Origin of the sequence: Pseudomonas alkylphenolica (assembly GCF_004025535.1) — a bacterium.
GTDB classification, from domain to species: Bacteria; Pseudomonadota; Gammaproteobacteria; order Pseudomonadales; family Pseudomonadaceae; genus Aquipseudomonas; species Aquipseudomonas alkylphenolica_A.
The window spans coordinates 96,595-119,979 of sequence record NZ_QJRG01000044.1 but is presented as its reverse complement, the minus strand read 5'-3'; the positions used below and the strand labels follow the sequence as shown (position 1 = coordinate 119,979).

Sequence of the window (23,385 nt, the reverse complement as noted above, 5' to 3'; positions counted from 1 at the left end):
TCAGCGCACCGGTGGCGCGTACTGGATGCCGCCGTTGTTCCACAGGGCGTTCAGGCCGCGGTCGATCTGCAGCGGGGTGCTCTTGCCCAGGTTCTTCTCGAAGACTTCACCGTAGTTGCCGACCTGTTTGACGATCTGCACGACCCAGTCCTTCGGCAGTTTCAGGTCCTTGCCGTACTCACCGTCGGCACCGAGCATGCGCGCCACGTCCGGGTTCTTGGTGGACTTGGCTTCAGCTTCGACGTTTTTGGAGGTAATGCCCATTTCTTCGGCATTGAGCATGGCGAACAGGGTCCACTTGACGATGCTGAACCACTCCTCATCGCCTTTGCGTACCACCGGGCCCAGTGGCTCTTTGGAAATGGTTTCCGGCAGAACGACGTAGTCGGTTGGCGCAGCCAGCTTGGAGCGCTGTGCGTACAGTTGCGACTTGTCGGACGTCAGTACGTCGCAACGGCCGGACTCCAGCGACTTGGCGCTTTCATCGGAGGTGTCGAAGGTGATCGGGGTGTACTTCAGGCCGTTGGCGCGGAAGTAGTCGGAGACGTTGAGTTCGGTGGTGGTACCGGCCTGGATGCAGATGGTTGCGCCGTCCAGCTCTTTGGCGCTGGAAACGCCCAGTTTTTTGTTCACCAAAAAGCCGATGCCGTCGTAATAGGTAACACCCGCGAACACCAGGCCCATGCCGGCGTCACGGGAACTGGTCCAGGTGGTGTTACGCGACAGCACGTCGACTTCGCCGGACTGCAGCGCGGTGAAGCGCTCCTTGGCATTGAGCTGGCTGAACTTGACCTTGGTGGCATCGCCGAATACAGCCGCGGCTACTGCGCGGCAGACGTCTGCGTCGATACCGACGATATTGCCCTTGGCATCCGGAACCGAGAAACCCGGCAAGCCGTCACTGACGCCACACTGAACGAAACCCTTCTTCTGCACGGCGTCCAGGGTCGCACCTGCCTGTGCGATACCACTGATACCGAGTACGGTAGCAGCGGTAACCACTGCCAGGGTGGATTTCAACATCTTCATTCAAACCTCCAGTTTTGCTCTTATTGTGTTGAGCCGGGATTGCACCGCACCCTTATGAGGCGCATCCGACCCGTGTTGGCTTGTTTTTGGGTCAATTGGCGCAATGCGCTGTTCTGTGACAGCCTTGGGGACCGCTAACGGGTGTTACCGTCCAAAACGTGTAACCTCGCATCTGGATTTTCATAGCAAAGCGCGTACCAAACTGAATGGCTAAAGCGTTTCAGTTAACGTCAACAGGAAAACTTGCACCGTTGCGACAGGTTCTTCCCGGTTTCACACCACGCGCCTTCATTTCATGCACGCAAACAAGCGCGCGCGCACATTTTCGGAGCAGTCATGAGCCACCCGCTGATTCTTGAGCCACAAAAAAAAGCAGACGCCTGTGTGATCTGGTTGCACGGCCTGGGGGCCGATCGTTACGACTTCATGCCGGTGGCCGAAGCCCTGCAGGAAGTGCTGCTGTCCACCCGCTTCGTCATGCCCCAGGCGCCGACCCGGCCAGTGACCATCAATGGCGGCTACGAGATGCCCAGCTGGTACGACATCAAGGCCATGACCCCGGCGCGCGCCATCGACGAGGATCAGTTGCAGGCGTCCGCCGAGCAGGTGATCGAACTGATCAAGGCCGAGCAGGCCAAAGGCATCGACCTGGCCCGTATCGTCCTCGCAGGTTTCTCCCAGGGCGGCGCGGTGGTGCTGCACACTGCTTATATAAAGTGGCAAGAAGCCCTGGGTGGCGTCCTGGCCCTTTCGACCTACGCACCGACGTTCAACGACAAGGTCGAGTTGACCGCCTGCCAGCAGCGCACCCCGGCCCTGTGCCTGCATGGTGTGTACGATCCGGTGGTTCTGCCGGCCATGGGTCGCGCGGCCTTTGAACACCTGAAAAACTGGGGTGTCAGCACGCAATGGGCTGAATACCCGATGGAACACGAAGTTGTGCAGGAAGAAATCAGCGATATCGCCGCCTGGCTGGGCGCACGCCTGCGTTAAAACCGGCCTTCCCTGTAGTTGTCAGTGCAATCCACTACGCCGCGCCCGATTCTTGCATTACACTGGCCGGCGTACATTCCTTAACCAATTGATGAGATGACCGTGCTCAAAGCACTCAAGAAGATGTTCGGCAAGAGCGAGGTTGAGCAACTCGCCACCGAAAGCGCTGCGCCTGTGAAGCAGCCACCCGCAGCCCCCAAGGCCCCTGCCCCGGCTGCCCCGCTCAACACCGAGACCAAGGCTGAAGCCGCCAAACCGGCACGCGCCGAAAAGCCGGCCGAAGCCAAACCGCGCCGTGAGCGCAAGCCAAAACCTGCAGCCTCCACCTGGAAGCTGGAAGATTTTGTGGTTGAGCCGCAAGAAGGCAAAACCCGTTTTCATGACTTCAAGCTCTCGCCCGAGCTGATGCATGCCATCCATGACCTGGGCTTCCCGTATTGCACGCCGATCCAGGCGCAAGTGCTGGGCCACACCCTGCGCGGCAAAGACGCGATTGGCCGCGCCCAGACCGGCACCGGCAAGACTGCAGCCTTCCTGATCTCGATCATCTCCCAGCTGCAGCAGACCCCGCCGCCCAAAGAGCGTTACATGGGCGAGCCACGGGCGCTGATCATCGCCCCGACCCGCGAACTGGTGGTACAGATCGCCAAGGACGCTGCCGCGCTGACCAAGTACACCGGCCTGAACGTGATGACCTTCGTCGGCGGCATGGACTTCGACAAGCAACTCAAGGCCCTCGAAGCGCGCCATTGCGACATCCTCGTCGCTACCCCGGGCCGTCTGCTCGACTTCAACCAGCGCGGCGAAGCCCACCTGGACATGGTCGAGGTGCTGGTACTGGACGAAGCCGACCGCATGCTCGACATGGGCTTTATCCCGCAGGTCCGTCAGATCATTCGCCAGACCCCGCCCAAGAGCGAGCGCCAGACCCTGCTGTTTTCCGCGACCTTCACCGAAGACGTGATGAACCTGGCCAAGCAGTGGACTACCGAGCCGTCCATCGTCGAGATCGAGCCGGAGAACGTTGCCAGCGAAACCGTCGAGCAGCATGTCTACGCCGTTGCCGGCAGCGACAAGTACAAGCTGCTGTACAACCTGGTGACCGAGAACAAGTGGGAACGGGTAATGGTCTTTGCCAACCGCAAGGACGAGGTGCGCCGCATCGAAGAGCGCCTGGTGCGCGATGGCGTCAACGCCGCCCAGTTGTCGGGTGACGTGCCTCAGCACAAACGCATCAAGACCCTGGAAAATTTCCGCGAAGGCCGCATCACCGTGCTGGTTGCGACCGATGTCGCTGGTCGCGGCATCCACATCGACGGCATCAGCCATGTGATCAACTTCACCCTGCCCGAAGATCCGGACGACTACGTGCACCGTATCGGCCGTACCGGTCGGGCGGGCACCAGCGGTGTGTCGATCAGCTTCGCCGGTGAGGACGACTCCTACCAGCTACCGGCTATCGAAGAACTGCTGGGCCGCAAGATCAGCTGCGAAATGCCGCCGACCGAACTGCTCAAGCCGGTGCCGCGCAAACATCACTGATTGTTGCGACGTTGCCAGAAAACGCAGCCCTCCTCGGCTGCGTTTTTTTATGCCGCTGATATTGTCCAAATAAACAAAGAGTCCATAATAGACAAAATAGTTTAATTGGAGCCTCGTATGTCCGCGCCTCTCGTCATCGATAAACCGCTCGCTCGCCAGCTGCTGGCACAGGTGGATGTGCCACAGATCCTGCGCAACCTGTTTCGTGACCTGGCGGCCGGGCAAGCGGTGCAGCCGCCTCAGCAACTGGTCGAGTTTCCGCACGGCCAAGGCGACTTCATCAATTACGGCGGCGTGCTGGCCGGGGAGCGTGTGTATGGCGTCAAGACCTCGCCCTATATCGTCCGCGAGCAAGGCCCGCTGGTTACCGCCTGGACCCTGCTGATGTCGATGGACAGCGGACAGCCATTGCTGCTGTGCGATGCCGGCGAGCTGACCACGGCGCGCACGGCGGCCACTACCGCCGTTGCTGTCGATGCCCTGGCCCCGGCGACCACCAAGCGCCTGACTTTGATTGGCAGCGGCCCGATTGCCCGCGCGCACCTGCACTATGTGCGCGGCTTGCGTGACTGGCAGGACATCCGCCTGTACTCCCCGAGCCTGGCCCGGCAAAGCGCCGAACAACGCCAGACCCTGAGCGACCTCGACCCGCGTCTGACCCTGAGCGACAGCCTCGATCAGGCGCTGACTGATGCCGATGTGATCCTGCTGTGCACATCCTCGGCCACACCGGTCATCGACCCGGCCACCTTGAGCAAGCCAGCGCTGATCACCTCGATCAGCACCAACGCCGTACGCGCTCACGAAGTTCCGCCTGCGAGCCTGGGCGACATGGACGTGTACTGTGATTACCGGGTAACCACCCCGGGCAGCGCTGGTGAGATGCGCATCGCCGCCGAGCAACACGGCTGGAGCCCCGAGGCCATCGTCGGTGACCTGGCGCAATTGATGAGCCAGCAGGCGCCCGCGCCGAGCTACCAGCGCCATGCCTTCTTCCGCTCCATCGGCCTGGGCCTGGAAGACATCGCCCTGGCCAATGCCCTGTACCACCTGCAGCGCGCCGTCTGAGGACTTCTTCATGCAACAGGCAGACTTCATCATCATCGGTGCCGGCATTGCCGGTGCCTCGACCGGCTACTGGCTCGCCGGCCATGGCCGGGTGCTGCTGCTGGAACGCGAGCCGCAGCCGGGTTATCACTCGACAGGCCGCTCCGCAGCGCTGTACACCGCCGCCTACGGCACCCCGCAGGTGCGTGCCCTGACCCTGGCCAGCCGTGCGTTCTTCGACCAGCCGCCGGCAGGCTTTGCCGAGCACCCGCTGCTCAGCCCGCGCGGCGAGATGACCGTCGACCTGACCGGCGACCCCGCAGAGCTGCAACGCCAGTACCTGAGCGCCAAGGCCTGCGTGCCGGAGGTCGAGTTGCTCGATGCCGAGCAAGCTTGCGCCCGCGTGCCGGTGCTGCGCCGCGACAAGGTACATGGCGCCCTGTATGACCCGAGCGCCAGCGATATCGACACCGATGCCCTGCACCAGGGCTACCTGCGCGGTATCCGCCGCCAGCAGGGCGAAGTGCACAGCGACTGCGAAGTCTTGCAATTGAGCCGCGATGCCGACGGCCTCTGGCAGGTACAGACCAGCCGCGGCACCTTCAGTGCACCGGTGCTGATCAATGCTGCCGGCGCCTGGGCCGACCAGATCGGCACGCTGGCCGGTGCCCAGCCACTTGGCCTGCAACCCAAGCGCCGCGCCGCCTTCATCTTTGCCGCGCCCGAAGGTATCGACAGCCACGCCTGGCCGATGCTGGTCAGCCTGGACGAGTCGTTCTACATGAAGCCTGACGCCGGCATGCTGCTCGGCTCCCCGGCCAACGCCGACCCGGTCGAGCCGCATGATGTGCAGCCCGAAGAACTGGATATCGCCTTGGGCATCTATCAGATCGAGGAAGCCACTACCTTGAGCATCCGCCGGCCAACCCGCACCTGGGCCGGTTTGCGCAGCTTCGTCGCGGACGGCGATCTGGTCGCCGGCTTCGACCCCGAGGTACCCGGACTGTTCTGGGTTGCCGCCCAAGGCGGCTACGGCATTCAGACCTCGCCGGCCATGGGCCAGGCCAGCGCTGCCCTGGTACGCGGCGAAGACCTGCCGCAGTCGCTCAAGGCCTTCGGCCTGAACGAGGCCATGCTCTCCCCGCGCCGCCTGCAGGGATGACGCGCCGCCGCGATTGCGGCACACTCGCAGCGCCCTTGCCCCAAGGGCGCTGACACCGCCTGGAGCCTGCCTGAATGTCGACCCCCAGCCGCGATCCTGTCCTGGACAATTACCGGGCCATCGCCGATGCCATCGCCACCCTGTTCTTCCCGCATGCCGAGGTGGTGCTGCACGACCTGCGCAGCCAGAAAATCGACTACATCGCCAACAACCTGTCCAAACGCGAGATTGGCGACGATGCGGCACTGGAAGACATGCTCGAGGCAGGTACCGACGAGACCAACATCGGCCCCTACGAGAAACTCAACTGGGACGGACAGAAAATCCGCTCGCTGAGCACCGTGCTGCGCACCGAGTCAGGCACGCCGCTGGCGGTGCTGTGCATCAACCTGAACATCTCGTTGTTCGAAAACGCCAAGGCGGCGCTGGACCTGTTCCTCTCGCCCAGCCGGTTGATTCCGCAACCGGATGCGTTGTTTCGCGACGACTGGCAGGAACGTATCAACACCTTCCTCAACAACTGGCTGCGCCAGCGTCAGTTGAGCCTCAACCTGCTGACCCGCGACCACAAGCGCGAACTGGTGCTGGCCCTGCACGCCGAAGGCGCGTTCAAGGGCAAGAGTGCGGCCAACTATGTGGCCAATGTACTGGGGATGGGGCGCGCGACGGTGTACAAACACCTGAAGGAACTCAAGGCCTGAAGGGCTTCAGGCCTTGAGGCGGGCCATCAGTCGCCGTAGATATCGGACTTGAAGTACTTGGCTTGAATCTTCTGGTACTCGCCGTTGGCGCGAATCGCGTCAATGGCATTGTTGAACTGGGAGACCAGCTCACTGTTGCCCTTGCGAATGGCGATCCCGGCGCCCTCACCGACGTATTTCGGGTCTTTGAGCTCAGGGCCGGTAAAAGCGTAGTCAGCACCACGTGGCATCGACAGGAAGTCATCCAGAGGAATGGTGTCGGCGAAAATCGCATCTACGCGCCCGGATGCCAGGTCCATGTAGATTTCTTCGTTGTTGCTGTAGCGCTTGATCGTGATGCCCTTGGGCTCCAGCACTTCAGTGGCGTAGCGATCCGTGGTGGTGGCGCGCTGCACACCCACGGTCTTGCCCTTGAGGCTTTCATACTGGTCGTCAACCGTCGCGCCCTTCTTCATCACCAGGCGGGACGAGGTGAAGTAGTACTTGTGGGTGAAATCCACGGATTTCTTACGTTCATCGGTGATGGTCATCGACGACAGGGCCGCATCGATCTTCTTCACCTTCAGCGAAGGGATCAGCCCGTCGAATTCCACCTCATTCCACTCACACTTGACCTTCATCTGCGCGCACAAGGCGTTGCCGATGTCGTAGTCGAAACCGACGATTTCGCCTTTGTCGTTCTTCGAGGCAAAGGGTGGATAAGCGGCCTCGATGCCGATGCGCAAGGTGTTCTCGGCGGCGAACAGGCTGCTGGCCAACAGGCTCAGGGCCAGACCGCTGATCAGGGTGAAGGTCTTCATGATGGGTCTCTCTCGCTCGTTGTTGGAGGTGTGTTGCAAGACAGAGGAAAGGGAGCAGGCGTACGTCGGCCTGGAATTATTTTGTACTTATAATTCCATACTGGACTTTATTGTATAAAAACTCAACAGACGCCCTACACGTTTTTTGTAGGAGCGCGCCTTGGGCAGTCAGAGAACCGACCTATAGGAGCTGGCGAAGCCTGCGATCGGCCGCGAAGCGGTCGCAGATTCGCACAGCCACCCTCGCCAGTACTACCAGCGCCCGGCCGCGTCTTCGTCGCTCTGCTTGCCCTCAACCCAACGCGGGCCATTACCGGTCTGCTCTTTCTTCCAGAACGGTGCACGGGTCTTGAGGTAGTCCATGATGAAGTTGCAGGCATCGAACGCTGCCTGGCGGTGGGCGCTGGCCACGCCGACAAAAACGATCGGCTCACCCGGATCAAGCGCGCCGATACGATGCAGTACCTCGACCTTGAGCAGTGGCCAGCGCTGCTGCGCCTCGACGACAATCTTCGCCAGGGCTTTTTCGGTCATGCCCGGATAGTGCTCCAGAAACATGCCCGCGACTTCCTGACCGTCATTGAAGTCGCGCACATAACCGACAAACGCAACCACCGCCCCGACGCCGACGTTGGCCGCGTGCATGGCATTGGTTTCAGCCCCCGGATCAAAGACCTCGGCCTGAACGCGTATGCTCATCTCAGCCTCCGGTTACAGGAGGAAAGAAGGCCACTTCGTCACCCTCGACAAGCGGCTCGTCAAGCTTGCACAGGTCCTGGTTGCGCGCGCACATCAGGTTCTGTTCGGCCAGCACCTCATACTTGCCGCCTCGGGCGAGCAGCGCCTGGCGCACCTGTTCCAGCGTGGCAAACGCACCTTCCAGTGCCTCGCCATCCCTACCCAGGGCTTCGCGGTAACGGGCGAAGTACACCACGTTGATGCTCATTTTGTTTCATCCGCCTGATAATGACCGCTCTTGCCACCGGTTTTTTCCAGCACCCGCACGCTATCAATGATCATGCCGCGATCAACTGCCTTGCACATGTCATAGAGGGTCAGCGCAGCGACGCTGGCCGCTGTCAGTGCCTCCATCTCCACGCCGGTCTGCCCGGCCAGCTTGCAACGGGCGACGATATGCACCGTGTCGTTGCCTTCGGCGCTGAGTTCGACCTTGACGCTGGTCAGCATCAGCGGGTGGCACAGCGGGATCAGGTCACTGGTTTTCTTTGCCGCCTGGATACCGGCAATGCGCGCCACGGCGAACACATCCCCTTTGGGGTGTTCGCCATCAACGATCATCTGCAGGGTTTGCGGGAGCATGCGCACCCGCGCTTCGGCCACCGCCTCACGCGAGGTCACGGCTTTGTCGGTGACGTCGACCATATTGGCCCGACCTTGGGAATCGAGATGAGTCAGCACTGCCTTCCTCCTGTTCAGGAGCAACGAGTGTAAACCCAGGAGTCAGGAATTCGCAGCGAAAAAAACCGGGCGGTCAGACCGCCCGGCACGGAGGGGATTACAGGTGCGATTCGGCGTATTCGGCCAGGATCGAACGCGGCACACCCTGCAGGGTGATGTGCACGCCGTTGGGGAAGTCCTTGAAGCGCTCGGTCAGGTAGGTGAGGCCCGAGCTGGTGGCGGACAGGTAAGGGGTATCGATTTGCGCCAGGTTGCCCAGGCAGATCACCTTGGAACCGGCCCCGGCACGGGTGATGATGGTTTTCATCTGGTGCGGCGTGAGGTTCTGGCACTCATCGATGAGGATCAGGCTCTGCTGGAAACTGCGACCGCGAATGTAGTTCAGCGATTTGAACTGCAGCGGCACCCGCTCAAGGATGTAATCGACGCTGCCATGGGTGTTCTCGTCATCCATGTGCAGAGCTTCGAGGTTGTCGGTGATCGCCCCGAGCCAAGGTTCCATTTTTTCCGCCTCGGTACCTGGCAGAAAGCCGATCTCCTGGTCCAGCCCCTGCACGCTGCGGGTGGCGATGATGCGCCGGTAGCGCTTGCTGACCATGGTCTGCTCAATCGCGGCAGCCAGGGCCAGGATGGTTTTACCGGAACCGGCGGCACCGGTCAGGTTGACCAGATGGATGTCCGGATCAAGCAGGGCGAACAGCGCCAGGCTCTGGTGGATGTCGCGGGGTTTCAGGCCCCAGGCTTCCTGGTGCAGCAACGGTTCCTGATGGAGATCGAGCAGGAGCAGCTCGTCGTCCTTGATGCCTTTGATCCAGCCGACAAAACCCTGCTCATCGATGATGAACTCATTGATATGCACGGCCGGCAGGTTGTCGACCATTTGCACCCGGTGCCAGGTGCGACCACGCTCCTGGCGCGTTTCGACCTTGCTCACGCGGTCCCAGAACGAGCCGGTGACGCTGTGATAGCCCTTGGAAAGCAGGGAAACGTCGTCAACCAGCTGGTCGGTGCTGTAGTCCTCGGCCGCGATACCGCAGGCGCGGGCCTTCAGGCGCATGTTGATGTCTTTGGTCACCAGCACCACGTCCAGGTCTTTGCGCCGACTGCGCAGCTCCAGCAACTGGTTGATGATGATGTTGTCGTTGAGGTTTTCCGGTAGCAGGCGGTTAGGCTCGTTGCGTGGGCTCATCAGGATCGACAGCAAGCCCTTGGGCCCGCTCTTGCCACGCTGGATCGGCACGCCCTGTTCCACATCAGCTGGCGAGGCATCGCCCAGGGTCTGGTCAATCAGGCGGATGGCCTGGCGGCATTCGGCGGCGATGGTGTGTTTGCCAGTCTTGAGCTTGTCGAGCTCCTCCAGCACCGTCATCGGTATGGCGACGTGGTGCTCCTCGAAGTTGAGCAATGCGTTTGGATCGTGGATCAGTACATTGGTATCGAGCACATAAAGGATTGGCTGGGTGGAGGAAGTGCTGCGTCCTTGATCATCCATACTCGGTCACCTTTGTGGGAGCCAGACGACGCAATACCTGGTCGGTGCTGCGCCGAGAAGTGGCCGCCGGTTCTCCCCTGATCCGCGTCGTTACGGTCGGGAAACTACAAACAGCTGAGGTGCCCAGTGACGCCACCTGTGCTGCAGGGTTCGGCGGTCTGTCTTCTTGATACCGCAAAACCCATGACTGGAAAAAGCACTTTTACGTATTTTTGAAGTTTATTTTTCTACGGGGCATTTTGCCCTTGGCGTGGTGTCAAAGCACCGCTACAGTCATAAATCCAGGTCAGTTAAAAACACATCGAAAATCTTGCCTGCCTCGCCCTTCCCCGCCGGTTTTCAGCTTTTCCCGGCAAAATGCCGACAATCTTCCCAACCGATCCCGCTCTGCGCCGTCTGTTCCAGCAGCCAGGCCACCGCTTCCTGCGCCTTGGGCTGGGTGTCGTGAAACTGGATGAGTCCGCGGCGCCAGAGCAGCATCAGGGTCAGCACCCGTTGCGCTGACTGCTCGCTGCTCAATGCCCCCTGATCCTGGGCATCGATGTTCCACAACGCCACCTGCAGGCCCTGGCTGGCAAAGAACGCCTGGCTGTCAGCACGGCGCTGACCATAGGGCGGCCTGAACAACGCCACGTACTGATCCGGCAGGTCAGCCTGGACCCGCGCCTGGCTGCGCAGCACCGAGCGCTGCCAGTCCTGCCACTGCCCATGGGAGCGATATTCCCAACCCTGAATCCCCACGCACTGGCCTTTGTAAAGCGCCCGCAGGTCCGCCAGCGAGGTTTTGTCACGGCGCATCTGCACGCTGTTGCCGAGCACGAAGAAGGTTGCCCCGAGCTTTTGCCGGCGCAGAAAGTCGGTCAATGCGTCGGTGCTGCCGCCGACAGCACCCGGCCCTGAATCGAAGGTGAGCATGAACAGGCGATCGTTGAGCTCATCGCCGGTACGCTCAAGGTCCGCGTAGCGCTCGACTTCGCTGGCGGTTTGCGGAAACAGCGCCGCCTTGCGCAGCAGTTCGTCGAGGTAGCGCTGATGAAACTCGCGACTGGGAGCCGCCCAGCTGGCGTAGAACGAATCGCTGGCCACTTCGAACCGGGCCGCCTGCTTGCGCAGTTCAGCCTGGCTGTCGATGACATAACAGAACGAGGCATCCTGTTCGCAGCTTTGCTGGGCCAGGTCGTAGTTGCGCCACAGCTGTTGCCACAGCCGCGCACGCACCTGGTTGATAGACACCAGGTTGATCTGCTTGAGCCCCAGACGAGTCGCAAGGCTTGGCTCGTCAAGCGCCTCACTGGCCTCCAGAACCTGGGCGAACGCGAGGATTTCGGCGCGCGAGGCGACATCGAACAGTGCCGGGCTGTTCAATTGCTCCGGCCAGTGGCTGCGCTCGAATGTCGCCACCGGCAACGGCGCCGCCTGCGCCGCCACACTCAACAACCCACCCAGCAATAGAAAAGCAATGCGCACGATCAACTCTCCGATTTCCTCGCCGCGCACTATAGCGTCAAGCGTCGGGATGGTCTGTGGCTATTGGCGTCATAGCTGGAGATCAGCGCCCCCGCCCCGTAGAATCGGCGCCACGATTCAAGGAGCCCGACCCATGCTGACGGTGATTTCCCCCGCCAAGACCCTCGATTACGACACCCCGCCGGTAACCCAGCGCTACACCCAGCCGCAGTACCTGGATGATTCCCAGGTACTGATCGAGCAACTGCGCGAGCTGTCGCCGGCGCAGATCAGCGAGCTGATGCACCTCTCCGACAAACTCGCCGGCCTCAACGCCGCCCGTTTCGGCAGCTGGACCCCGGCGTTCACACCGGACAACGCCAAGCAGGCCCTGCTGGCATTCAAGGGTGACGTGTACACCGGGCTGGACGCCGAAAGCCTGAGCGAGGACGACTTCAGCTACGCCCAGGACCACCTGCGCATGCTCTCCGGCCTGTACGGCCTGCTGCGCCCCCTCGACCTGATGCAACCTTACCGCCTGGAAATGGGCACCAAGCTGGCCAACGCCCGCGGCAAGGACCTGTATGCCTTCTGGGGCACCCGTATCAGCGAGTGGTTGAACCAGGCCCTGGCGGATCAGGGCGACGACGTGCTGTTGAACCTGGCCAGCAACGAATACTTCAGCGCAGTCAAACGCAGTGCCTTGAACGCGCGGATCATCAATACCGAGTTCCGTGACTTCAAGAACGGCCAGTACAAAATCATCAGCTTTTACGCCAAGAAAGCCCGCGGGATGATGAGCCGCTTCGTGATTGAGGAACGCATCAACGATCCCGAGCAGCTCAAGCAGTTCGATGTACAGGGTTACTACTACAGTGCCGAACAGTCCAAGCCGGACAACCTGGTGTTCCTGCGCGACCATCCGGACGCATAAGTCGAACCGATTGCAGGAGCGGATTCACCGGGACCTCGGACCGGTAAATCCGCACCTGCTGTTTTGCCTCACAATCGACGTAAATCTGACGTCAACAAAACATCACCCCCTCTTTTATCGCCAATCGTCATAAGCCCGTTCGTAATTTTTTGACGAATTTCGTAAAAATTTTTTCGATACTGGCACAAAAACATCCCTCCCCGAGTTCGTCCTTTATATACAGGGGTGAAACTACCCAGTGCCATCAAAGTGGAAGTAATGGCACTTGAAAAAATATTTAAAAATCTTTCACGTTGCATGAACCGCCCTCGGAACTTATCCCCTCAGCCATCGCTCATACCACCCGTAACGATTCTCGAGCCCCGTGTGAGAGATGACCTACAACACAGTTGGCAATGCACAAGCTGTGTGCAGAACAACCCATACAACGAGAGCGCCATATATTGACGCCCCGTTAAACTCAGGAGATCCGCGCCCTAATAAATCGTCCTAGTGGTTGATTTCAAAGGATTTTTATCCAGTTGAAAGAGCAAGCACTGCAGTATCGGCGAACCGTTCTGCAATAAAGACGGCTGCATTTAAGGGCACGTCCATAATTTTTGGCCATTGGCTGCCAACTTTGAGTGCAGATTATTTTGCACTCCATATTTATATGCCTGCGCACGGTGAAGTGACATCTTTTTGCCACAACTCCGTTCGCCCGAAAATTGCTGGTTAATCAATCCGGTCTGGCTCTGCTAGTTGAGCCGGCATGATAAACACATGAGGTGATAGCGATGCGTATCAGCATCTTTGGTTTGGGTTATGTGGGTGCAGTCTGTGCTGGCTGCCTGTCCGCACGGGGTCATGAAGTGATTGGCGTGGATGTTTCCAAGACCAAGATCGACCTGATCAACCAGGGCAAATCGCCAATTGTCGAACCCGGGCTTGAAGCACTCTTGCAACAGGGCATCGACAACGGCCGCCTGCGTGGCACCACCGACTTTGCCGCCGCCATTCGCGACAGCGACCTGTCGATGATCTGCGTCGGTACGCCGAGCAAGAAGAACGGCGACCTGGGCCTGGAATACATCGAATCGGTGTGCCGCGAAATCGGTTTTGTCCTGCGCGAAAAAGCCAGCCGCCACACCATCGTGGTACGCAGTACCGTACTGCCAGGTACCGTCAAGAACGTGGTGATCCCGATCCTGGAAGACTGCTCGGGGAAAAAAGCCGGCGTCGACTTCGGCGTTGCAGTCAACCCGGAATTCCTGCGTGAAAGTACCGCGATCAAGGACTACGACCAGCCACCCATGACGGTGATTGGCGAACTGGATTCGGCCAGTGGCGATGTCCTGCAGTCGCTGTACGAAGAACTCGATGCGCCGATCATCCGCAAGGACATCGAAGTCGCCGAGATGATCAAGTACACCTGCAACGTCTGGCACGCGGCCAAGGTCACCTTCGCTAACGAGATCGGCAACATCGCCAAGGCCGTCGGCGTCGATGGCCGCGAAGTGATGGACGTGGTCTGCCAGGACAAGACCCTGAACCTGTCGCAGTACTACATGCGCCCGGGCTTTGCCTTCGGCGGCTCGTGCCTGCCCAAGGACGTGCGTGCCCTTACCTACCGCGCCAGCAGCCTCGATGTGAAGGCCCCGCTGCTCAACTCGCTGATGACCAGTAACGAGTCCCAGGTTCAGAACGCCTTTGACATCATCGAGAGCCACGACAAACGCAAGGTCGCCCTGCTCGGTCTGAGTTTCAAGGCCGGTACCGACGACCTGCGTGAAAGCCCGCTGGTCGAACTGGCCGAACGCCTGATCGGCAAAGGCTACGACCTGAACATCTACGACAGCAACGTCGAGTACGCCCGTGTCCACGGTGCGAACAAAGACTACATCGAGTCGAAGATCCCTCACGTGTCGTCGCTGCTCAACGCCGACTTCGAGCAGGTCATCAACCAGGCCGACGTGATCGTACTGGGTAACCGTGACGAGAAGTTCCGCGCCCTGGCGCAACAGGCGCCAGAAGGCAAACAGGTCATCGACCTGGTCGGCTTCATGAGCAAATCCACCTCCCCCACCAGCCGCACCGAAGGCATCTGCTGGTAATCCCGGCAGGCTGCCCGGGGCCCCAGGGCCCCGGGCAACACCCTTCTTCCCTCACTGGATACGGATGCAGAACATGCAAAGGCTCAAGCACGGCCTGCTACAGGTCGCCGGTTGGCTGTTCTACGTGAGCCTGCTCATGTTGATCGCCCTGGCCTTGCCCAACTCCATTTTCGACCCCGAATCGAAGGACTTCATCTTCCTCGTCGGTGCCGTCGGTATCTGGCGCTATTCCATGGGTGCCACGCACTTTGTGCGCGGCATGCTGTTTCTCTACGTGGTCTACCCGATGCTGCGGCGCAAAGTGCGCAAGCTGGGCAGCGCCGCAGATCCCTCGCACGTCTACCTGATGGTGACCAGCTTTCGCATCGATGCCCTGACCACAGCCCAGGTCTACAGCTCGGTGATCCGCGAGGCGATTGCCTGCGGCTACCCGACCACTGTGGTCTGCTCGCTGGTGGAAATGTCCGACGAGCTGCTGGTGAAAAGCCTTTGGGAAAAATTCAATCCGCCTGATCGCGTCACCCTGGATTTCGTGCGGATCGCCGGTACCGGCAAACGTGATGGCTTGGCGTATGGTTTCCGCGCCATCTCCCGCCACCTGCCGGATGAAAACGCGGTGGTGGCCGTGATCGACGGCGACACCGTGCTCGGCGACGGTGTGGTACGCAAGACCGTGCCCTGGTTCAAGCTGTTCGGCAATGTCGGCGGCCTGACCACCAACGAGTTCTGCGAAGTGCGCGGCGGCTACATCATGAGCGAGTGGCACAAGCTGCGTTTCGCCCAGCGCCACATCAACATGTGCTCCATGGCCCTGTCCAAACGCGTGCTGACCATGACCGGGCGTATGTCGGTGTTTCGCGCCGCAGTAGTGACCAACCCCGAGTTCATCGCCGACGTCGAGAACGACTCGCTGCAACACTGGCGCCTGGGGCGCTTCAAGTTCCTCACCGGTGATGACAAGTCCAGCTGGTTCAGCCTCATGCGCCTGGGCTATGACACGTTCTACGTGCCGGATGCGGCGATCAACACGGTCGAACACCCGCCGGAAAAAAGCTTTATCAAGGCCAGTCGCAAGTTGATGTACCGCTGGTACGGCAACAACCTGCGCCAGAACTCCCGCGCACTGGGCCTGGGTATCCGTCGCCTGGGGCTGTTCACCAGCGTGGTGCTGTTCGACCAGCGCGTGTCGATGTGGACCAGCCTGCTGGGCCTGACTGTTGCCGTCATCGCCAGCCTCAAGTTCGGCCCGGCGTTCCTGCTGGTGTACCTGCTGTGGATCGGCATCACCCGCCTGATCCTGACCATCATGCTGCTGTGTTCGGGCCACGCCATCGGCCCGGCCTACCCGCTGATTCTTTATTACAACCAGATCGTCGGCGCAATCATGAAGATCTACGTGTTCTTCCGCCTCGACAAGCAGTCCTGGACCCGCCAGCCCACTGCACTCAAACGCGACCTCGCCAGCTTTCAACAATGGTTCAACACCTGGTCCTCCCGGACCATGACCTTCTCGGCAGCCAGCATCTTCATTGCTGTGCTGTTCATGGTCGTGTGAGCCGGAACCCGATCGGATTAAACAGGAACAAATCGCCATGAATACCGCCGTGAACGTCAATGTCGTGCATGAGTCCGAAGCCCAGCGCCAGCACGCCCGGGTGCGCATCCCGGCCAAGCTGCGCTACCTGGGTGGCAATCGGGAAACCCTGGAAGTAAAGGTCGACGACCTGTCTGCCGGCGGCCTGAGTTTCCATGCCAAGCACCCGCTCAAAGTCGGCGAGGTGCTGCGCGGACGCCTGCAGTTCAACGTCGACAAACTCGGCCTGGCCATGGACATCGAGTTCCAGGTGCGTTCCTTCGACCCGTCCAGTGGCCGTACCGGCGTGCAGTTCCAGAACCTTGAACCGCGTGACATCGCCACCCTGCGTCACATCATCACCTCGCACCTGTCAGGCGAGCTGATTACCGTGGGCGACGTGCTCAGCACTCTGCAACGCGACAACTTCACCAAGGCGCGCAAGCAGAAAGACACAAACGGCGGCATGAGCGCCTTTGGCCGCCTGCGTGCGGTGACCTTCAGCCTTGGCGTGTTCGTCGTCGGCGTCGCCGCTTTCGGCTTTATCGCCAAATCGGTGTACGGCCTGTATTTCGTCAGCCATGCCCAGGCCGGCGTGGTCAGTGTGCCCACCACCAACGTCACCATGCCGCGCGACGGCACCGTGCAGAGCCTGGTCGAAAGCGGCGGGCAAATCGTCAAAGGCGCGCCGCTGGCCTCGTTCAGCACCAGCATGCTGGACATGCTCAAAGGCCATCTGGATGACCAGCAACTGGAACCGGCCAAAGTCGAAGAGCTGTTCGGCAAACAACTGAGCGGCACCCTGACCAGCCCTTGCGATTGCGTGGTTGCCCGCCAGTTGGTGGATGACGGCCAATACGCGAGCAAAGGCCAGGTGATTTTCCAGCTGATTCCGCGCACCACCAGCCCGACCATCGAAGCCCGCTTCAGCTATCGCCAGTTCGACGACGTCCAGCCCGGCGCCCGCGTGCACTTCACCGTGGCCGGCGAAGACCAGGCGCGCAGCGGCCAGATCGTCAACAGCGCCAGCCTGAACAGCGACGACCTGTCCTCGGACATCCGCGTGCAGATCAAACCCGACGAGTCGCTGCCAAGCGAACTGGCCGGTCGCCCCGTCGCGGTCGACAGCAACCGTGGCCCGTCGCTGGACTGGCTGATCGACAAAGCCGTGGCCCGTGGGCTCTAAGGGAGAGATGCCGGTGAACGTCCAAATCCCCAATCGACAGTTCCCAGGCCTGACACTGTGCGGCCTGGCCCTGGCAATCGGCTTGGCCGGTTGTGCCGGCCTGCCTGACCAGCGCCTGGCCAACGAAGCGCTCAAACGCGGCGACACCGCCTTGGCCGAACAGAACTACCGTCAGCTCGCCGACCTCGGTTACAGCGAAGCCCAGGTCGGGCTGGCCGATATCCAGGTGGAAACCCGCGACCCGGCCAAACTCAAGGAGGCGGAAGCCACCTACCGCGCCGCCGCCGATATTTCGCCCCGGGCCCAAGCCCGCCTGGGTCGCCTGCTGGCGGCAAAACCGGACGCCAGCGAAGCCGAACGTCAGGAAGCCGAGACCCTGCTCAAGAAAGCCTTCGCCAATGGCGAGGGCAATACCCTGATTCCACTGGCGATGCTCTACCTGCAATACCCGCAGAGCTTCCCGAACACCAACGCCCAGCAGCAGATTGACCAGTGGCGCGCCGCCGGCTACCCGGAAGCAGGCCTGGCCCAGGTGCTGCTGTACCGCACCCAGAACACCTACGACCAGCACCTGGCCGAGGTCGAGCGCATCTGCAAGGCGGCGCTCAATACCACCGACATCTGCTACGTCGAACTGGCCACCGTCTACCAGAAGCGCGGTCAGGCCGAACAGCAGGCGGCGTTGATCGAGCAAGTGAAAAACGCCTATCAACGCGGCGCGATTCCGGCTACCCGCGTCGACAGCGTGGCGCGCGTACTGGCCGACCGTACCCTGGGCCAGACTGACGAAAAAACCGCACAGGTCCTGCTTGAGCAGGTCGCACCGGTGAACCCGGGGTCCTGGGTGAGCCTGGCGCAACTGCTCTACGACTTCCCCGAGCTGGGCGATACCGACACCTTGATGGCCTATATCGACAAGGGCCGCGCCGCCGAACAGCCGCGCGCCGAATTGTTGCTCGGCCGCCTGTACTACGAAGGCAAGACCGTACCGGCTGATGCCCAGCAAGCCGAAACCCATTTGCTCAGCGCCGCCAATGCTGGCGAGATCAGCGCCCACTATTACCTTGGGCAACTGTACCGCCGCGGTTACCTGGGCAAGGTCGACCCGCAAAAAGCTGTCGACCACCTGCTCACTGCCGCTCGCGGTGGCCAGCTCAGCGCCGACTACGCCCTCGCCCAGCTGTTCAGCGAAGGCCATGGCATCCGCCAGGACCCGGTCAACGCCTGGGTCTTCAGCCAGCTGGCACAAGCCAACCCGAGCGATCAATCGCAGGCCCTGGCGACCCAGCTCGATCAGCAACTCACCCCCGCACAACGGCCACAGGCCCAGCGTCTGCTGCAACAGGAGCGCCAGGCCCGTGGCGCCATCGGCCAGGGTGTTGGCGCCCTGGCCCTGCAGGCCGTGCAAGAACCCGTAGAAGGCGAGGATTCCCTATGACTCTTAACCCGTGGATGAAAGCAGGCATAGGCCTGGGCTTCGCCCTGCTCTGGTCGTGCCCGACCCTGGCGGCCATGACCGCAGAGAAGAACTTTGGCCTGGACGTGAAGATCACCGGCCAGTCCGAAGACGACCGCGACCTCGGTACCCGCTCCGGCGGCGACGTCAACGGCGTGGGTCTGGACCTGCGCCCCTGGGTCTACGGTGAGCGTGGCAACTGGAGCGCCTTTGCCATGGGCCAGGCGGTAGCCGCCACCGACATCATCGAAACCGATACCCTGCGCCAGTCCGGCGATGAAGCCGAAGCCGAGAACCGCAGCGACGATGGCCGCGAAGCCGATAAAAGCTACCTGGCCCTGCGCGAATTCTGGGTCGGCTACAGCGGCCTGACCGCCTACCCGGGCGAGCAGCTGCGTTTCGGCCGTCAGCGCCTGCGCAACGACGACGGCATGTGGCGCGACACCAACATCGAAGCGCTGAACTGGACCTTCGACACCACCCTGCTGCGCGCCAACCTCGGTGTGGCCGAGCGTTTCAGCGAATACCGCACCGACCTCACCGAACTGGCACCGGAAGACAAAGACCGCCTGCACATCTACGGTGATGTCGCCACACAATGGACGCCGGGCCACTGGGTTGGCCTGCGCGCCCACCACACCCATGACGACGGAAACCTGAAAAGCCCCGGCGAAACCGTCGACGCACTGGACAAGACCCGCACCGGCGATCTCACCTGGCTGGGCATCGAAGCCAACAGCGACGCCTACAACTGGCGCAACCAGAACCGCGTCAACTACTGGGGCAGCGTGACCTGGCTCACCGGTGACCGCGACAGCCTCAACACCACCACGGTCAACGGCGAACAGGTTGCCACCGGCAAGCAGAGTGGCGACGTCAACGCCTGGGCCACCGACCTTGGCATTCGCCTGCGCCTTGACCCCAACTGGCAGGTCGGTGCTGCGTATGCCCGTGGCAGTGGCGGCGGTGGCAGCGACGGTTCAAGCAACTACGAGCAGACCGGTCTTGAGAGCAACCGCTCCAACTTCACCGGCACCCGCTCGCGGGTACACCGCTTTGGCGAAGCCTTCCGTGGCGAACTGGGCAACGTCCAGGCCGCCACTCTGTTCACCTCCTGGCAACTGCGCGACGACTACGACGCCAGCCTGATCTACCACAAGTTCTGGCGTGTAGACGGTGACCAGAACATCGGCAGCAGCGGCATCAACGCCGTCGTCGAGGACAACGGCATCAACCGGCCGCTGATCCAGGGTGAAAAAGACCTTGGCCAGGAAATGGATCTGGTGGTCACCAAGTACTTCAAGCAGGGCCTGCTGCCTGCCGCGTTAAGCCAGTCGATCGACGAACCTTCGGCGCTGGTGCGCTTTCGCGGTGGCGTGTTCAAGCCCGGCGATGCCTATGGCAAGGAAGCGGACTCGTACATGCACCGCGCCTTTGTCGACGTGATCTGGCGCTTCTGATGCCTGGAGTGCACTGATATGAGCCTTCAATCCAACACCCTGCAGCACCTGCTGGCCGGCACCCTGCTGCTGGCCAGCAGCATCGCCCTGGCCAACGGCCAGGCGCCGGTGCCTGTCGCCAAGGGGCTGCAACAGGCCAAGACCTATACGGTCAGCAGCGCACCGATCGAACCGCTGCAGATTCCGGCGCCGACCTTACCGGACCTGACCGGCTACACCGCAGACGCGGTGCAGAAGAAGATCGAGCGCCAGCACAAGGGCAAAGTCTCGGTACGGCGCATGCTGCAGGAAGATGCACTCAAGGAGTTCATCGGCGGCGACAACAAAATGGCCGAGTGGGTGGCACGTCAGCACGGCATCCCGCAAGCGATCTTCATCGATGACGGTCATGTCGACTTCACCGAACTGAGCAAGCACGTGCCCAAGCAGTACCTGAGCGAAACCGCACCGGGCGTGTTCCTCGCGCGGCTGCCAATCGTGGTCGGGAAAAAAGGCGTGCTGGAGATCGACGCCAAGGTCAAGCAACTGCGCCTGTCCCAAGAGGGCGGCGCGTTCATCGTCAACGACGGCAAGCTATTCGTCACCGACACCCAGGTGACCGGCTGGCGCGAAAAAGACAACGGCCCGGCGACCTTCCGCTCGCCCAAGGAATTTCGTCCGTTCCTGCTGTCCTGGGGCGGCACCGAGACCTACATCGTCAACAGCAAGATGGCCAGCTTCGGCTATGCCAAGAGTAAGTCCTATGGCGTGAGCATTTCCCAGTACACGCCGAACATGGCCAAGCAGATGGGCCGCGCCGAACCTACCGGCTGGATCATCGGCTCCGAGTTCAGCGACATGTGGTACGGCTTCTACTGCTACGAAACCAGCGACTTCGTGGTCAAGGACAGCGTCTACCGCGACAACATCGTCTACGGCATCGACCCCCACGACCGTTCGCACCGCCTGATCATTGCCGGCAACACCGTGTACGGCACAAAAAAGAAGCACGGCATCATCGTTTCCCGTGAGGTCAACGACAGCTGGATCATCAACAACAAGAGCTACGACAACAAGCTCTCGGGGGTAGTGATCGACCGTAACAGCGTCAACAACCTGATTGCCTACAACGAGATCTACCGCAACCACACCGACGGCATCACCCTGTACGAGAGCGGCGACAATCTGATCTGGGGCAACAAGCTGATCAACAACCGTCGCCATGGCATTCGCGTGCGCAACAGCGTCAACATCCGCCTGTACGAGAACGTCGCCATGGCCAACGGCCTGGTGGGCGTCTACGGGCACATCAAAGATCTCTCCGACACCGACCGCGACATCGCCCTCGACCCGTTCGACACCAAGGTCTCGTTGATCGTGGTCGGCGGCGAACTGGCGGCCAATGGCAGCGGCCCGTTGTCGATTGACTCGCCCCTGAGCGTGGAGCTGTACCGCGTCTCGATGCTGGCACCGAGCAAGGCCAACGGCATCAGCTTTTCCGGTGTGCTGGGCGACCGTCAGGACGAAATCCTCGACCTGATGGTACGCCAGGGCAAAGCGGTGCTGATCGACCCGGTCGAACGCCAGACCGAAATGCTGGACTGAGGAAGCCAATCCCATGCAACCACAACTGACCAAGCTGCTGTCCCTTTCCGGCCTTGCCGCTGCCCTGCTGGCGATCAGCACCGGTGCCTCGGCCGATACCGTGCAGGCGCCCAGCTTCAGTGCCGAGCCGTGCTGCCAGCTGTGCCCCGAAGCGCACGATGCCAGCCGCTACACCACGCGCTACCAGCAGAACTTCACCACCCTGGTGCAAGCCCAGGGCGACTGGCTGTTCCGTACCCGCGAAGACCTGCGCACCGAGTTCGATACCACCCCGAGCGGCTACCGCCGCCTGCAGCAGATTCACGACGCCTTCAAGGCCCGTGGCGTCGAGCTGGTGGTGGTCTACCAGCCGACCCGTGGCCTGGTGAACCGCAACATGCTCAACCCGGCGGACAAGGCCGCATTCAATTACGAGAAGGCCCTGCACAATTATAAGGCGATGCTCCAGCGCTTCGGCAAGATGGGCTACAACGTGCCCGACCTGTCGCCGCTGACCAACGAACAACTGGCCGCCGCCGACCAGGGCAAGGATTTCTATTTCCGCGGTGACCAGCACTGGACGCCTTACGGCGCCGAGCGTGCGGCGAAAATCGTCGCCGACACCGTGCACAACATGCCAGCTTTCGCCGACGTCCCCAAGCGCGAATTCGAAAGCCACAAGTCCGGGCGCATGGGCAAGACCGGCACCCTGCACAACGTCGCCGGCCAGCTCTGCGGCACCAGCTACGCCGTGCAGTACATGGACCAGTTCACCACCGAGCCCAAGGGTGAAAGTGGCAGCGACGACCTGTTCGGCGACTCCGGCAACCCGCAGATCACCCTGGTCGGCACCAGCCACAGCGGCAAGAACTACAACTTCTCCGGCTTCCTGGAGCAGTACATCGGTGCCGACGTGTTGAACGTTGCCTTCCCCGGCGGCGGCCTCGAAGGCTCGATGATCCAGTACCTGGGCAGCGAAGACTTCCAGCAGCACCCGCCGAAGATCCTTATCTGGGAATTCTCGCCGCTGTACCGCCTGGACCAGGAAACCATCTGGCGGCAGATGCTGGCCCTGCTCGACAACGGTTGCGAAGGCAAGCCGGCGCTGATGAAAGCCAATGCCACGCTGAAACCCGGCAAAAACGAACTGATGGTCAACGGCAAGGGCGGCGTGATCAAAGACATCGTCAACGGCCGTCATCAGCTGGACATCAAGTTCGAAGACACCTCGGTCAAGGTTTTGCAGGCCACCTTGTGGTACCTCAATGGCCGTCACGAAGACGTGAAGATCGAGAAACCGGAAACCTCCGACACCGACGGCCGTTTTGCCTTCCAGCTGCGCGAAGACGAGGACTGGGCTAGCCAAACCCTGCTCGCACTGGAGGTTCAGGGACCGCAAAGCGGTACCCAGAGGGTCGAGGCCACGCTCTGCAAACGCAACAACTTCGCCACTGCGCAACGTACCGCGCAAGTCGGCCAGTGAGGCGCT

20 protein-coding genes are annotated in these 23,385 nt (G+C 61.3%); 13 read left to right on the top strand and 7 right to left on the bottom strand.

Annotated elements, in window-relative coordinates; genetic code table 11:
* Nucleotides 1-1,029 carry an amino acid ABC transporter substrate-binding protein gene (locus tag DM813_RS13310; RefSeq protein WP_128323861.1) on the bottom strand — a complete coding sequence of 343 codons (1,029 nt, stop codon included), beginning with the start codon at nucleotides 1,027-1,029 and terminating at the stop codon, nucleotides 1-3.
* Between the two features lie 336 nt (nucleotides 1,030-1,365).
* Here DM813_RS13310 and DM813_RS13305 point away from each other — a divergent pair, with 336 nt between their 5' ends.
* From DM813_RS13305 to DM813_RS13285, 5 genes are all read left to right on the top strand, one after another.
* A complete protein-coding gene (locus DM813_RS13305) occupies nucleotides 1,366-2,022 on the top strand; it encodes an alpha/beta hydrolase (RefSeq protein WP_128323860.1) in 657 nt (218 codons plus the stop codon).
* Nucleotides 2,023-2,124: 102 nt separating this feature from the next.
* Nucleotides 2,125-3,564 carry an ATP-dependent RNA helicase RhlB gene (gene rhlB / locus DM813_RS13300; RefSeq protein ID WP_206617386.1) on the top strand — a complete coding sequence of 480 codons (1,440 nt, stop codon included), beginning with the start codon at nucleotides 2,125-2,127 and terminating at the stop codon, nucleotides 3,562-3,564.
* Nucleotides 3,565-3,681: 117 nt separating this feature from the next.
* The gene (locus DM813_RS13295; RefSeq protein ID WP_128323858.1) at nucleotides 3,682-4,632 is read left to right on the top strand and encodes an ornithine cyclodeaminase family protein; all 951 of its coding nucleotides are present in this window, start codon (nucleotides 3,682-3,684) and stop codon (nucleotides 4,630-4,632) included.
* A gap of 10 nt (nucleotides 4,633-4,642) precedes the next feature.
* A complete protein-coding gene (locus DM813_RS13290) occupies nucleotides 4,643-5,773 on the top strand; it encodes an NAD(P)/FAD-dependent oxidoreductase (protein ID WP_128323857.1) in 1,131 nt (376 codons plus the stop codon).
* 74 nt (nucleotides 5,774-5,847) lie between these two features.
* Entirely contained in the window at nucleotides 5,848-6,474 is a 627-nt protein-coding gene (locus DM813_RS13285) for a helix-turn-helix transcriptional regulator (RefSeq protein WP_128323856.1), read from the top strand.
* 26 nt (nucleotides 6,475-6,500) lie between these two features.
* On the opposite strand, the gene DM813_RS13280 is transcribed toward DM813_RS13285, so the two are convergent.
* The 6 genes from DM813_RS13280 to DM813_RS13255 form a co-directional block, all read right to left on the bottom strand.
* Complete coding sequence (locus DM813_RS13280; protein ID WP_128323855.1) at nucleotides 6,501-7,274, bottom strand: ABC transporter substrate-binding protein; 774 nt, start codon at nucleotides 7,272-7,274, stop codon at nucleotides 6,501-6,503.
* Between the two features lie 252 nt (nucleotides 7,275-7,526).
* On the bottom strand, nucleotides 7,527-7,973 hold the full coding sequence (gene moaE, locus DM813_RS13275; RefSeq protein WP_128323854.1) for a molybdopterin synthase catalytic subunit MoaE: 447 nt from the start codon (nucleotides 7,971-7,973) through the stop codon (nucleotides 7,527-7,529).
* Nucleotide 7,974: 1 nt separating this feature from the next.
* Nucleotides 7,975-8,220, bottom strand: a complete 246-nt coding sequence (locus tag DM813_RS13270; protein WP_128323853.1) for a MoaD/ThiS family protein — start codon at nucleotides 8,218-8,220, stop codon at nucleotides 7,975-7,977.
* A complete protein-coding gene (gene moaC / locus DM813_RS13265) occupies nucleotides 8,217-8,693 on the bottom strand; it encodes a cyclic pyranopterin monophosphate synthase MoaC (protein WP_128323852.1) in 477 nt (158 codons plus the stop codon). The genes DM813_RS13270 and moaC overlap by 4 nt, the downstream gene beginning before the upstream one ends.
* A gap of 97 nt (nucleotides 8,694-8,790) precedes the next feature.
* Complete coding sequence (locus DM813_RS13260) at nucleotides 8,791-10,185, bottom strand: PhoH family protein (protein WP_128323851.1); 1,395 nt, start codon at nucleotides 10,183-10,185, stop codon at nucleotides 8,791-8,793.
* A 339-nt stretch (nucleotides 10,186-10,524) separates the two neighbouring features.
* A complete protein-coding gene (locus tag DM813_RS13255; RefSeq protein ID WP_128323850.1) occupies nucleotides 10,525-11,652 on the bottom strand; it encodes a polysaccharide deacetylase family protein in 1,128 nt (375 codons plus the stop codon).
* A gap of 133 nt (nucleotides 11,653-11,785) precedes the next feature.
* Here DM813_RS13255 and yaaA point away from each other — a divergent pair, with 133 nt between their 5' ends.
* The 8 genes from yaaA (at nucleotide 11,786) to DM813_RS13215 (ending at nucleotide 23,379) form a co-directional block, all read left to right on the top strand.
* Nucleotides 11,786-12,565, top strand: coding sequence for a peroxide stress protein YaaA (gene yaaA / locus DM813_RS13250; protein ID WP_128323849.1), 780 nt, complete (start codon nucleotides 11,786-11,788; stop codon nucleotides 12,563-12,565).
* 776 nt (nucleotides 12,566-13,341) lie between these two features.
* Nucleotides 13,342-14,658 carry a nucleotide sugar dehydrogenase gene (locus tag DM813_RS13245; protein ID WP_128323848.1) on the top strand — a complete coding sequence of 439 codons (1,317 nt, stop codon included), beginning with the start codon at nucleotides 13,342-13,344 and terminating at the stop codon, nucleotides 14,656-14,658.
* A gap of 64 nt (nucleotides 14,659-14,722) precedes the next feature.
* Complete coding sequence (gene alg8, locus DM813_RS13240) at nucleotides 14,723-16,213, top strand: mannuronan synthase (protein ID WP_206617385.1); 1,491 nt, start codon at nucleotides 14,723-14,725, stop codon at nucleotides 16,211-16,213.
* Between the two features lie 37 nt (nucleotides 16,214-16,250).
* Nucleotides 16,251-17,417, top strand: a complete 1,167-nt coding sequence (locus tag DM813_RS13235; protein ID WP_128323846.1) for an alginate biosynthesis protein Alg44 — start codon at nucleotides 16,251-16,253, stop codon at nucleotides 17,415-17,417.
* A 7-nt stretch (nucleotides 17,418-17,424) separates the two neighbouring features.
* A complete protein-coding gene (gene algK / locus DM813_RS13230) occupies nucleotides 17,425-18,855 on the top strand; it encodes an alginate biosynthesis TPR repeat lipoprotein AlgK (protein ID WP_128323845.1) in 1,431 nt (476 codons plus the stop codon).
* Complete coding sequence (locus tag DM813_RS13225; protein ID WP_128323844.1) at nucleotides 18,852-20,333, top strand: alginate export family protein; 1,482 nt, start codon at nucleotides 18,852-18,854, stop codon at nucleotides 20,331-20,333. The genes algK and DM813_RS13225 overlap by 4 nt, the downstream gene beginning before the upstream one ends.
* 18 nt (nucleotides 20,334-20,351) lie before the next feature.
* The gene (gene algG, locus DM813_RS13220) at nucleotides 20,352-21,917 is read left to right on the top strand and encodes a mannuronan 5-epimerase AlgG (RefSeq protein WP_128323843.1); all 1,566 of its coding nucleotides are present in this window, start codon (nucleotides 20,352-20,354) and stop codon (nucleotides 21,915-21,917) included.
* 13 nt (nucleotides 21,918-21,930) lie between these two features.
* Complete coding sequence (locus tag DM813_RS13215) at nucleotides 21,931-23,379, top strand: alginate O-acetyltransferase (protein ID WP_128323842.1); 1,449 nt, start codon at nucleotides 21,931-21,933, stop codon at nucleotides 23,377-23,379.
* The last annotated feature ends 6 nt before the right edge of the window (nucleotides 23,380-23,385 follow it).

What these genes read in the sequence shown, in the direction of transcription:
- DM813_RS13310 (WP_128323861.1), bottom strand. Translation starts at nt 1,029, where the DNA reads ATGAAGATGTTGAAATCCACCCTGGCAGTGGTTACCGCTGCTACCGTA.
- DM813_RS13305 (WP_128323860.1), top strand. Translation starts at nt 1,366, where the DNA reads ATGAGCCACCCGCTGATTCTTGAGCCACAAAAAAAAGCAGACGCCTGT.
- DM813_RS13295 (WP_128323858.1), top strand. Translation starts at nt 3,682, where the DNA reads ATGTCCGCGCCTCTCGTCATCGATAAACCGCTCGCTCGCCAGCTGCTG.
- DM813_RS13290 (WP_128323857.1), top strand. Translation starts at nt 4,643, where the DNA reads ATGCAACAGGCAGACTTCATCATCATCGGTGCCGGCATTGCCGGTGCC.
- DM813_RS13285 (WP_128323856.1), top strand. Translation starts at nt 5,848, where the DNA reads ATGTCGACCCCCAGCCGCGATCCTGTCCTGGACAATTACCGGGCCATC.
- DM813_RS13280 (WP_128323855.1), bottom strand. Translation starts at nt 7,274, where the DNA reads ATGAAGACCTTCACCCTGATCAGCGGTCTGGCCCTGAGCCTGTTGGCC.
- moaE (WP_128323854.1), bottom strand. Translation starts at nt 7,973, where the DNA reads ATGAGCATACGCGTTCAGGCCGAGGTCTTTGATCCGGGGGCTGAAACC.
- DM813_RS13270 (WP_128323853.1), bottom strand. Translation starts at nt 8,220, where the DNA reads ATGAGCATCAACGTGGTGTACTTCGCCCGTTACCGCGAAGCCCTGGGT.
- DM813_RS13260 (WP_128323851.1), bottom strand. Translation starts at nt 10,185, where the DNA reads ATGGATGATCAAGGACGCAGCACTTCCTCCACCCAGCCAATCCTTTAT.
- yaaA (WP_128323849.1), top strand. Translation starts at nt 11,786, where the DNA reads ATGCTGACGGTGATTTCCCCCGCCAAGACCCTCGATTACGACACCCCG.
- DM813_RS13245 (WP_128323848.1), top strand. Translation starts at nt 13,342, where the DNA reads ATGCGTATCAGCATCTTTGGTTTGGGTTATGTGGGTGCAGTCTGTGCT.
- alg8 (WP_206617385.1), top strand. Translation starts at nt 14,723, where the DNA reads ATGCAGAACATGCAAAGGCTCAAGCACGGCCTGCTACAGGTCGCCGGT.
- DM813_RS13235 (WP_128323846.1), top strand. Translation starts at nt 16,251, where the DNA reads ATGAATACCGCCGTGAACGTCAATGTCGTGCATGAGTCCGAAGCCCAG.
- algK (WP_128323845.1), top strand. Translation starts at nt 17,425, where the DNA reads ATGCCGGTGAACGTCCAAATCCCCAATCGACAGTTCCCAGGCCTGACA.
- DM813_RS13225 (WP_128323844.1), top strand. Translation starts at nt 18,852, where the DNA reads ATGACTCTTAACCCGTGGATGAAAGCAGGCATAGGCCTGGGCTTCGCC.
- algG (WP_128323843.1), top strand. Translation starts at nt 20,352, where the DNA reads ATGAGCCTTCAATCCAACACCCTGCAGCACCTGCTGGCCGGCACCCTG.
- DM813_RS13215 (WP_128323842.1), top strand. Translation starts at nt 21,931, where the DNA reads ATGCAACCACAACTGACCAAGCTGCTGTCCCTTTCCGGCCTTGCCGCT.